Here is a 10,754-nt window from a genome sequence, read left to right as displayed (position 1 = left end):
AGCCCGGCCTCCGGCCGCCCCGGCCCCACCGGTGCCACCGGTGCCACCGCCGCCGAACAGAAGGGCGGAGGCACCGCCGTCACCGCCCGCGGCCCCGGCGCCACCAGCGCCTCCGGTGCCACCGAAGCCGTAGAAGATGCCAGCGGCACCACCGGTTCCGCCGGCCTGGCCCGGCGCACCGGACCCGCCGTTGCCCCCGTTGCCGAACAAGATCCCACCAGCGCCGCCCGCCTGCCCGGTACCGGCGGCTCCGTCGGTGCCATTGCCGATCAACGGCCGGTTCAGCAGAAACTTGGTGGGAGCGTTGATCACCGCCAGGATGTCGTCGACCACGGTTTGCAGCGGGTTGACGCTGGCCGCTTCGGCCGCCCCGTACGCCAGACCCGCCCGGGCCAAGGCCAGCACGAATTCTTCGTGAAACGCCGACACTTGTGCGCTGATCGACTGGTATTCCTGGGCATAGCCACCGAACAACTGAGCGATCGACGTCGACACCTCGTCGGCGGCCGCGGACACCAGACCTGTGGTCGAAGCTGCCGCCGCCGCGTTGGCCTGATGGATCGCGGCTCCGAGCCCGGTCAGGTCCGCGGACGCCGCCGTAAAGGCCTCGGGTAGGGCGATCAAGTAAGACGACATCTAGGCTCCCGGGAGATTTGACGGCACCGATTAGTTCACGATCGTTGCGGGACTTTACGCGGGTCCGCCAAGAGCCGGTTGGATTCGCCGCAACATGGCGCGATCAACCCCACCGATCGCCTCAGCCGCCCGCCCCGCCGGCGGCAACCAAAGAAGTCATCGAACCCGGGTGAACCGGTGCAGCAGCCAGGCCAGCGGGATGGTCACCACCATGGTGGCGACGAACAGGTTCAGCATCGGGCCGGTGTAGACGTGCGCCCGCACGATGTACACCATCGCGAATTCCATTGTGATCAAGTGGATCAGGAAGATCTCATAGGAGATCTCGCCGAGCCAGACCATCGGCGCGCTGGACAGCAGCCGGGAATACCAGCCCGTGTCTCCCAGGGCCAGCGGCGCCACCGCCAGCGTGGCGATCACCGCGTAGAACCCCGTCTTCCACAGCGCTTCGGGCAGCGACGCCGGTGAGGTGGTGGGGGCGCCCGCGATCGGAGTGGAGACGATGAAATAGCAGACGACGGCCAGCGGGATGGCCGCGAACGCGTAGCAGCGCACCCCCATCTGCTGCAGCACCGTCAAGATCATGCCGCCCAGGAACCAGGCCAGGTACGTGGGCAACCACAGCCGCGCGCCGTCGGGAAAAAAGCGGTCGATGTGCACCAGCACCAGCCAGCCAGGGCTGATCAGCGTCAGCGCCGCCAGCGCCGCCAGCACCAGTTTCGGTTGCCATCGTCGCCGGCTGAGCACCACCAACAGCAGATAGGCCAGCAGCGGAAGCGTCACGTAGAAGGCGGCTTCCACCGCCAGGCTCCACATCTGGGTCAGGCCTTGGTGCAGGTACTTGCCGAGGTAGCCGTCGGTGTAAATCTGGGTCAGCGTGAGGTTCCGGACCAGGCCCAGCCAGCTGTGGCCGGGATTGGGACCGGCCTCGCGGTAGTGATACAGCACGTAGGCGAACAGCACCGTGACGACGTAGGCGGGCATGATCCGCCGCACCCGGTTACGCGCGTAGCGACGCACCGACGGCCACGGGCTGCCGGTGGCCGCGGATTTCACCCACGGGCGGAACAGCAAGTAGCCCGACAGCACGAAGAACATCGGGACGCCGATCTCCATGCGAGCACCGACCAGGCCCCAGTAACCGTGCGTGTACTTGCCGGTGGTGTAGGCCGCGTGGGTGCCCACCACCAGCAGCGCGGCAACGGCACGGACACCGGTCAGCGACGCGACCCGGTCGACGCCAGAGGTCTGCTCGAGACCGCCCTGGGCGTCCTCGGCTTCCGACACCGTCATGCGCCGCGCTTTCGGCTCGGCTTGCCCTTGCCGCCGGGTTGCCGCGGTGTCTGGGCTTTCTCCGAACGCCGGTCCGGCCGCAGGTTGATCAGCACTCCCGAGATACGGGTCTGTTCAAGCTTTTTCAGCGTCGCCCGGGGCAGCTTGGCCGGAAGCTCGACCATCGAGAAGTCCGGGCCGATCGCGATATGACCGAAATCGCTGCGATGCAGGCCCCCCTCGTTGGCGATGGCGCCGACGATGGCGCCCGGGCCGATGCGGTGCCGCTTGCCGACGTCGATGCGGTAGGTGGTGAAAGCTTTTGTCGGCCTTGGCCTTTCCGGTCGCTCGCGGTCTCGCTCCTTACGACGCTCCCGGTGCTCCGGCGGCGGATCCGGCGCCAACAGGAAGGCCTCGCCGTCGCGGGACTGCAACGCCAGCGCCGCCGCGATATCGGCCATCGGAACGTCGTGTTCGCGTTCGTAGTCCTCGACCAGGCGGCGGAACAGTTCGATGCCCGGGCTGCCCAGTGCGTCGGTGATCGAATCGGCGAATTTGGCCACCCGCTGGGCGTTGACGTCCTCGACCGAGGGCAACTCGGCCTCGATAAGTGTTTGTCGCGTTGCCTTTTCGATCGCCTTGAGCAGGTGACGTTCCCGCGGCGACACGAACAGCAGCGCGTTGCCGGAGCGTCCGGCCCGGCCGGTGCGCCCGATGCGGTGTACGTAGGACTCGGTGTCGTGCGGGATGTCGTAGTTGAGGACGTGGGAGATGCGCTCGACGTCCAGCCCGCGGGCGGCGACGTCGGTGGCGACCAAGATGTCGATCCCTTTCAAACCGCCTTCCTTCAGGGCCGCGATGGTCCTTTCCCGCTGGCCCTGCGGGATGTCGCCGTTGATGGCGGCCGCGGAAAAGCCGCGGGCGCGCAGCCTTTCGGCCACCTCCTCGGTCGCCTGCTTGGTGCGGACGAAGACGATCATCGCCTCGAACGGCTCGACCTCGAGGACTCGCGTCAGCGCGTCCATCTTGCGGGGACCCGCCACTTGGATGTAGCGCTGCGAAATGTTGTCGGCGGTAGCCGTTTTCGCTTTGGACGTGACTTCCAGCGGATCATGCAGGTATTTGGTGGTGATCTTGCGGATGGCCGGTGGCATGGTGGCCGAGAAGAGGGCCACCTGCTTGTATTCCGGCGTTTCGGACAGTATGCGGTCGACCTCTTCGGCGAAGCCCATGGTGAGCATCTCGTCGGCCTCGTCGAGCACCAGGTAGTCGACCCGGGATAAATCCAGGGTGCCGCGCTCCAGGTGGTCGATGACGCGGCCCGGGGTGCCGACCACGACCTGGGCACCGCGCTTGAGCCCGGCCAGTTGCACCGTGTACGACGACCCGCCGTAGATGGGCAACACGTTGAGCTGCCGCAGCTGGGCGCCGTAGCGGCTGAACGCCTCGGCCACCTGCAGGGCCAACTCGCGGGTAGGCGCCAGCACCAGCGCCTGGGTGGCCTTGCTGGTGGTGTCGATCTTGGACAGGATCGGCAGCGCGAACGCCGCCGTTTTGCCGGTGCCGGTCTGGGCCAGACCCACCACATCCGAGCCCGCCATCAGGGCCGGAATGGTCGCCTCCTGGATCCCGGTCGGGGATTCGTAGCCCACGGCAGCGATCGCGCGCACGACATCGGGATGAATCTGCAGGTCGGCGAACGTCGTCACGGGCGTTTCGGGGGGACTGTCCGGAATTGCCATCAGGAGATGAAGTCTAGAGTGTGCCGCCCGGGCGGCCATGCCTGCCGCACCCCTGGCCCCGATGACGGTACGGTGCCCGGTGTGTGGACCCTGCCCTACCGCGCCGCCCCGCTGGTTGCCGTCTGCACGCTGGCGTTGGCCGGATGCGGGTCGGGGGATTCGACGGTCGCCAAGACGCCGCAGGCCACCAAACCCACATCGGCGGCCATGACGGCGGGACCGGCGAACCCACCGCCGGGCACTGCAGCCCCGTCCAGTAGCGAGGCGCCGCCCGACCCGTGCGCGGTGAACCTGGGCTCACCGACCATCGCCAAAGTCGTCTCGGAACTGCCCCGCGACCCACGCAGCCAACAACCCTGGAACCCAGAACCGTTAGGCGGCAACTACAACGAGTGCGCGCAGCTGTCCGCGGTGATCATCAAGGCCAATACCAACGTGGACAATCCGACCACCCGCGCGGTGCTGTTCCACCTGGGCAAGTTCATCCCGCAGGGCGTACCGGACACCTACGGATTCAACGGGGTCGACCCGGCGCAGAGCACCGGGGACACCGTCGCGCTGACGTTCGCCAGTGGGGTCGGCCTACCCGCCACGGTGAAGTTCCGCTGGAACGGCAGCGGAGTGGAGATCATCGGTAATTCGCCGGGCCGCTGAGCGTGGGCGGATTGACCTGCGCTGTCGCCGTCCCCTCCGCTGTTGCCCAAGACGTTCAGGTTGCCGCCCTGGCCGCCCAGGTTGCCGGACGCGGCTCCGCGCCACCGATGAGCATGCAGACGATGTCGGCGTCTTCGCCGCCGCCACCTCGGCCGCGGTAGGCCACGTCATCACCTGCATGCAGGCCGCCGCGCCGACACCCGGGGTGAGACCGCGCCGGTGCCGGTCGCTTCGGCTTTCCCGCTATCATTTCCGTTGCCGCCGAGACCGCCGCCCGGGGCACCGTTGCCATCGGTAGCTCCTGCCGACGGTGGTGGCCGCGCCACTGTCACCGTTGTTGCTCGCGACGACCGGCACGCCGACATGTCACACCCCTCGCCTACCGTTACACCTGTGTTCGTCACTGACGGCAACATCGTCTACAGCGCATCGGATCTCGCGTCCGCCGCGCGATGCGAGTACGCCCTGCTGCGAGATTTCGACGCCAAGCTCGGACGCGGCACGGCCGTGTCCGTCGAGGACGAATTGCTGGCCCGCACGGCCGTTCTCGGTGATGACCACGAGCGCCGGAGACTAGACCGGCTGCGCGCGCAATACGGCGACGAAATCGCTGTCATCGGCCGTCCCGCCTACACCCACGCCGGGCTGACGGCAGCGGCAGAGGCCACCCGTCGCGCCATCGCCAAAAGCGCACCGGTGGTCTACCAGGCGGCCATGTTCGACGGCCGCTTCGTCGGTTTCGCCGACTTCCTGATCCGCGACGGCGAGCGCTACCGGGTCACCGACACCAAGCTGGCCCGCTCGGCGAAGGTCACCGCACTGCTGCAGCTGGCGGCATACGCCGACGCACTGACAGCGGCCGGGGTGCCGATCGCCCCGGATGCCGAGCTGGAACTTGGCGACGGCACGGTGGTGCGCTATCGCCTCAGCGACCTTATGCCCGTCTACCGCACCCAGCGCGCGCAGCTCCAGCGTCTGCTGGACGGGCATTACGCCGCGGGCCGCGCGGTGCGCTGGGATGACGACGAGGTACAGGCCTGCTTCCGCTGCCCGCTGTGCACCGAACAGTTGCGCGCCGCCGACGACCTGCTACTGGTCGCGGGCATGCGGATCAGCCAGCGCGAGAAGCTGATTGACGTCGGCATCACCACCATCGGCGAGCTCGCCGCCCGCCGTCGCCCAGTGCCCGGCCTTAGCGCCGGGTCCCTCGACAAACTGACGGCGCAGGCCGAACTACAGATACGGCAACGTGAAAGCGGTGCCGCGCAGTTCGAGGTGGCCGATCCCCAGCCGCTGGCTCTGTTGCCCGAACCGAACCCCGGCGATGTGTTCTTCGACTTCGAAGGCGACCCGCTGTGGACCGCCGACGGCCACCAGTGGGGACTGGAGTACCTGTTCGGTGTCCTGGAAGGCGGCCCCGCCGGCAGATTCCGTCCGCTGTGGGCGCACAACCGCATCGATGAGCGCGAGGCGCTGAAGGAGTTTCTGGCCTTGGTGGCCAAGCGCCGCAGGCGCTATCCGAACATGCACATCTACCATTACGCGGCCTATGAGAAGACCGCGTTACTGCGCCTTGCCGGGCGCTACGGCGTCGGCGAGGACGAGGTCGACGACTTGTTGCGCAACGGTGTGCTGGTAGACCTTTACCCGTTGGTGCGCAAGAGCATTCGGGTGGGCGCGGAAAGCCTGAGCCTCAAGGCCCTCGAGCCGCTGTACATGGGCGCCCAGTTGCGCTCGGGTGATGTCACCACGGCCACCGACTCCATTACCTCCTATGCGCGGTACTGCGAACTGGTGGCCGGCGGCCGCGCCGATGAGGCGGCCACGGTGCTCAAGGAGATCGAGGAGTACAACCACTACGACTGCCTGTCCACCCGCAAGCTGCGGGACTGGTTGCTGATTCTGGCGTGGGAATCGGGCGTGACACCGATTGGCGTCCAGCCGGTCCCCGAGCGTGGCGCCATCGAAGACCACGATCCGCTGGCGGCCACGCTGGCGAAGTTCACCGGCGACGCCGCAGCCGGCGACCGCACGCCCGAACAGACGGCCGTCGCCCTGATAGCCGCCGCACGCGGATATCACCAGCGCGAGGACAAGCCGTTCTGGTGGTCGCACTTCGACAGGCTGAACTATCCCGTCGACAAATGGTCGGACAGCACAGACGTTTTCGTGGTGGAATCCGCCTCCGTCGTCACCGACTGGCACACGCCACCGCGGGCCCGCAAACCGCAGCGCCGGGTCCGGCTGACCGGCGAACTGACCCGAGGTGACCTCAGCCAGGAGGTGTTCGCACTGTATGAACCGCCGGCCCCGCCCGGCATGGCCGAGGATCCCGACCGCCGGGGGGCAGGCCGAGCCGAGGTCGTCGGGGTCGACGACCCGAGCCTGCCCGCTGAGGTGACCATCCTGGAGCGAACGACCAGGGACGGCAACACCTTCCAGCAGTTGCCATTCGCCCTGACGCCTGGCCCGCCCGTGAAGACGACCGCCCTCCGGCTGTCTGTCGCGTCGACGGCGCACGCCGTCGCGGCCGGATTGCCGCAGCTGCCCCACACTGCACTCATGGACCTCCTGCTGCGGCGCCCACCACGCACCCGGGCCGGGCTGCCGCGCAGCGCCGACACCATCGCCGACATCACGGCCGCCACGCTGGGCCTGGACTCGTCCTATCTGGCGGTGCACGGGCCACCCGGCACGGGCAAAACCCACACCGCCGCCCGGGTGATCAAGTCTCTGGTCACCGACCATTCATGGCGCGTCGGCGTGGTCGCACAATCCCACGCCGCCGTCGAGAACGTGCTGGACTGTGTCATCGACGCCGGCCTGGATCCGGCTCTCGTCGCCAAGAAGGGCGCCAGTGCCGCGCGATGGCAGGAGATCGACGCAAGCCACTACCAAGCGTTCATCGCCGACCACCCTGGTTGCGTGATCGGCGGAACGGCTTGGGATTTCGCCAACGCCGAGCGGGTATCGCCGGGCTGCCTGGACCTGCTGGTCATCGACGAGGCGGGCCAATTCTGTCTGGCCAACACCATTGCGGTCGCACCGGCAGCCACCAACCTGTTACTGCTCGGGGATCCGCAGCAGCTTCCGCAGGTCAGTCAGGGCACCCACCCGGAAAAAGTCGATATCTCCGCGCTGGAATGGCTGGTCGACGGACAGCAGACCCTGCCCGACGAACGCGGCTACTTCCTGGACCTGTCCTACCGGATGCACCCCGACGTGTGTGCCGCCGTCTCGGCGCTGTCCTACGAAGGCCGGCTGCGTTCACACGCCGAGTTCACCGCGGCACGCCGCCTGCACGGCCACGACCCCGGCGTGCATGTGTTACCCGTTCGCCATCACGGCAATTCGACCGACAGCCCCGAAGAAGCGGCGGCCATCGTCGCCGAGATCGGGCGCCTGCTCGGCCGGCCGTGGACCGATGAGCACGGCACTCGCCCGTTGGCCGCCTCCGACGTGCTGGTGCTCGCGCCGTACAACGCGCAGGTGACCCTGATCCGTGACCAGCTCACGAAAGCCCGCCTGGCGGCGGTGAGGGTCGGCACCGTCGACAAGTTCCAGGGCGGACAGGCACCGATCGTCTTCATCTCAATGACGGCATCGTCGATCGACGAGGTCCCGCGCGGCATCTCGTTCCTGCTCAACCGCAACCGGCTCAACGTCGCCATCAGCCGCGCTCAGTACGCGGCGATCATCGTGCGATCGGAAATGCTGACCCAGTATCTGCCCGCCACCCCGGCCGGCCTGGTTGACCTCGGCGCCTTCCTGGCCCTCACCGGGGGGCAGTGACGCTCAGACTCGACCGGCGACCGGATCGTCGGGGTCCGGCCGACGCGCATAGGCCGCCACCCGGGGCACTGCGACCCTGGGAGCGCCGTTGCGCCGGGGCACGGCGGCCACGGGCTGGGCGCTGACCTCATAGTCAGTGTCCGTTTCCCGGCGCAGGATGTATTCGACGTAGCCGTCATCGTCGTCTTCCAGGTCGTCGTCGGGCAGCACGTAGCCGGCCAGGTCATCGACCTCGCGCCGGCCCAGGGCCGAACCCACCGCGCCGACCAGGAATAGCGACGCGACGATCCCGAACAGCGAAATGAACGCCGGCAGCAGCATCGACTGCGACATCGCGGCCGAAAAGGGTTCCTGCAGGAACGCGGGCAACTGCAGGGCAGCGTCCTCGGCGGGCGCCTGCCCACCCTGCGGCAGCTCGGCGCCGATGCGCCACGTCATGAACGCGGCCATGCCCGCGCTCCCGAGAACCGCGCCGAGCTGCCGGGTGGCGTTGTAAACGCCAGATCCCGCGCCGGACTGCTCGATCGGCAGGTTGCGGGTCGCCGTCGCGGCCAGCGGCGACCAGACGAACGCCATCCCCACCCCGATCCCGATGAACGGCAACACCAGCCGCCAGATTGGCGTGCCCGGCTCCAACTCCATCGCCAGCCACGTCATCGAGATCGCCAGCGCCGAGAACCCGAAACCCAACAGCGGGACCGGGTGAACCTTGTCGATGATCAGCCCGACGAGCGGCGCGAGCAGGCCGCTGCTGATTGCCACGGGGGCGATCAACAGGGCCGAACGCGTCGGCGACAAGCCGCACACCGACTGGGCGTAGAAGGTCAGGGGCAGCATCATCGCCGTGGATGCGAACGAGACGATGGCCACTCCCACGTTGCACAGGCTGAAGTCGCGGTCAGCGAACATGTTTAGCGGAACCAACGGCGCACGCCTGTTGACCGACTGCCAGTAGATGAACGCCGACATGAACCCGACGCCGGCCACCAGTACGGCCCAGATCCACGGCTTCCAATGAGCCGACTCGCCTTCCTGCAGTCCGAACACCAGCAAGAACATGCCCGCCCCGGACAACACGACGCCGATCGGGTCGAAACCGTGCTCGCGAACGGGCAGGACCGGTACCAGCCAGACCGCCAGCGCCAGGGCGATCACGCCAACCGGCACATTGACGAAAAAGATCCATTGCCAGCCTAGGCCGTCTACCAGCGTTCCCCCGGCCAGCGGTCCGATCAGGCTGGCAACTCCGGCGGTGGCACCCCACATGCTCATTGCGGAGCCGCGATGGTGGGCCGGGAAGATGCGGGTGAGCATCGACAACGTCTGCGGCGTGAGAAGTCCGGCGCCCACGCCCTGGACGACCCGGGCGGCGATCAACATGGCGGCGCTGCCCGACAGCCCACACCACACCGAGGCGAAGGTGAAAACAACCAGGCCGATCACATACAGATTCTTGGGTCCAAACCGGTCGCCGAGGCGCCCGGCTACCAGCAACACCACCGCGTAGCCCAGCAGGTAGGCGCTGGTCACCCAGACAACGGTGTCGTAGCCGATGTGCAGCGCCGTCATGATCGTCGGATTGGCCACCGCGACGATCGTCGAGTCGAGCATGATCATGAAGAAGCCGAGCATCATCGCCCACAGCGCGGCCCACGGGCTGCCGGAGAGACTGTCTCCGGCCACCCGGCTGGTCGCCGTGCTCATATGTCGCACCTCGATTCGGCCCCCGCGTCAGGTCTCGCACGAGTCCAGCCCGCATTATTCCCGCTCGGCTCACCGCTTCGCTCTCCGGTAGGGCGGCAGCACGAGGCGAGCCCCCCGAATCTGTGCCCGGCGCTCATCCTGCGAGACGCGCGTTAGCCTGAAGAAGACGCCATCCCGAGGAGAGGCACTATGAGCTTTCGACGAAGCAAGTCGGTACCGGACCAGCAGCCCGCCAGCATGGCAGGTCCCGGGGGCCGGCCGAAGGCATCCAGCAGGGCCCTGGCCGGGATCATCGAACGCAGTTCACGCATTCAGGGTCCGGCCGCCGAGGCGTACGTGGCGCGTCTGCGCCGGGCGCACCCGGGCGCCGGCCCGGCCGAGATCGTCACCATGCTGGAAAAGCGCTTCGTGGCCGCGGTGACGGCCAGTGGCGCGGCGGTGGGCGCTGCGGCGACGTTGCCGGGCATCGGCACTATCGCCGCGCTGTCGGCGGCCGCCGGTGAGACCGCGGTTTTCCTGGAAGCCACCGCATTGCTGGTCCTGGCGCTGGCGTCGGTGTACGGCATCCCGCTCGACCATCGCGAACGGCGGCGTGCCCTGGTACTGGCCGTGCTGGTCGGCGACAACAGCAAGGAGGCCGTGGCACAGCTGATCGGAGGCGGGCGGACCAGTGGCGGCTGGGTGTCGGAGAGCATGGCATCACTGCCGCTGCCGGCGGTGTCCAAGCTGAACAACAGCCTGCTCAAGCGCTTCGTCAAGAGGTTCGCGCTCAAGCGCGGCGCCCTGATGTTCGGCAAGCTGCTGCCGGTCGGCATCGGTGCGATCATCGGCGCCATCGGCAACCGGATGGTGGGCAAGAAGCTGGTCCGCAATTCCCGCTCGGCCTTCGGGCCGCCCCCGGAGCGCTGGCCCGTCACCCTGCACGTGCTGCCGCCGGTCCGGGATGCCAGCTGA

7 protein-coding genes are annotated in these 10,754 nt (G+C 67.9%); 3 read left to right on the top strand and 4 right to left on the bottom strand.

Annotation, left to right across the window (positions count from 1 at the left end):
* The 3 genes from AWC08_RS08055 to AWC08_RS08045 all read right to left on the bottom strand — a co-directional run.
* A partial coding sequence (locus AWC08_RS08055; RefSeq protein WP_142283469.1) for a PE family protein occupies window positions 1-636 on the bottom strand: 636 nt, incomplete at its 3' end.
* Between the two features lie 156 nt (window positions 637-792).
* Window positions 793-1,929, bottom strand: a complete 1,137-nt coding sequence (locus tag AWC08_RS08050) for an acyltransferase family protein (protein WP_065137284.1) — start codon at window positions 1,927-1,929, stop codon at window positions 793-795.
* Window positions 1,926-3,650 carry a DEAD/DEAH box helicase gene (locus tag AWC08_RS08045; RefSeq protein ID WP_065137283.1) on the bottom strand — a complete coding sequence of 575 codons (1,725 nt, stop codon included), beginning with the start codon at window positions 3,648-3,650 and terminating at the stop codon, window positions 1,926-1,928. Before AWC08_RS08045 ends, AWC08_RS08050 begins: the two co-directional genes overlap by 4 nt.
* Window positions 3,651-3,722: 72 nt before the next feature.
* On the opposite strand from AWC08_RS08045, the gene AWC08_RS08040 reads away from it, so the two are divergent.
* On the top strand, window positions 3,723-4,304 hold the full coding sequence (locus AWC08_RS08040) for an LppP/LprE family lipoprotein (RefSeq protein WP_232007929.1): 582 nt from the start codon (window positions 3,723-3,725) through the stop codon (window positions 4,302-4,304).
* Between the two features lie 393 nt (window positions 4,305-4,697).
* The gene (locus AWC08_RS08035) at window positions 4,698-8,096 is read left to right on the top strand and encodes a TM0106 family RecB-like putative nuclease (RefSeq protein ID WP_065137282.1); all 3,399 of its coding nucleotides are present in this window, start codon (window positions 4,698-4,700) and stop codon (window positions 8,094-8,096) included.
* A 3-nt stretch (window positions 8,097-8,099) separates the two neighbouring features.
* On the opposite strand, the gene AWC08_RS08030 is transcribed toward AWC08_RS08035, so the two are convergent.
* Window positions 8,100-9,800 carry an MFS transporter gene (locus AWC08_RS08030; RefSeq protein WP_082986769.1) on the bottom strand — a complete coding sequence of 567 codons (1,701 nt, stop codon included), beginning with the start codon at window positions 9,798-9,800 and terminating at the stop codon, window positions 8,100-8,102.
* Window positions 9,801-9,989: 189 nt separating this feature from the next.
* On the opposite strand from AWC08_RS08030, the gene AWC08_RS08025 reads away from it, so the two are divergent.
* The gene (locus tag AWC08_RS08025; RefSeq protein WP_065137281.1) at window positions 9,990-10,754 is read left to right on the top strand and encodes a hypothetical protein; all 765 of its coding nucleotides are present in this window, start codon (window positions 9,990-9,992) and stop codon (window positions 10,752-10,754) included.

This window comes from Mycobacterium gordonae, assembly GCF_002101675.1.
Taxonomy (GTDB): domain Bacteria; phylum Actinomycetota; class Actinomycetes; order Mycobacteriales; family Mycobacteriaceae; genus Mycobacterium; species Mycobacterium gordonae.
This window is presented reverse-complemented; position numbering and strand designations above follow the sequence as displayed.

Excerpts from the sequence above, each read along its gene's own strand:
- AWC08_RS08050 (WP_065137284.1), bottom strand. The coding sequence starts at position 1,929 with ATGACGGTGTCGGAAGCCGAGGACGCCCAGGGCGGTCTCGAGCAGACC.
- AWC08_RS08030 (WP_082986769.1), bottom strand. The coding sequence starts at position 9,800 with ATGAGCACGGCGACCAGCCGGGTGGCCGGAGACAGTCTCTCCGGCAGC.
- AWC08_RS08045 (WP_065137283.1), bottom strand. The coding sequence starts at position 3,650 with ATGGCAATTCCGGACAGTCCCCCCGAAACGCCCGTGACGACGTTCGCC.
- AWC08_RS08025 (WP_065137281.1), top strand. The coding sequence starts at position 9,990 with ATGAGCTTTCGACGAAGCAAGTCGGTACCGGACCAGCAGCCCGCCAGC.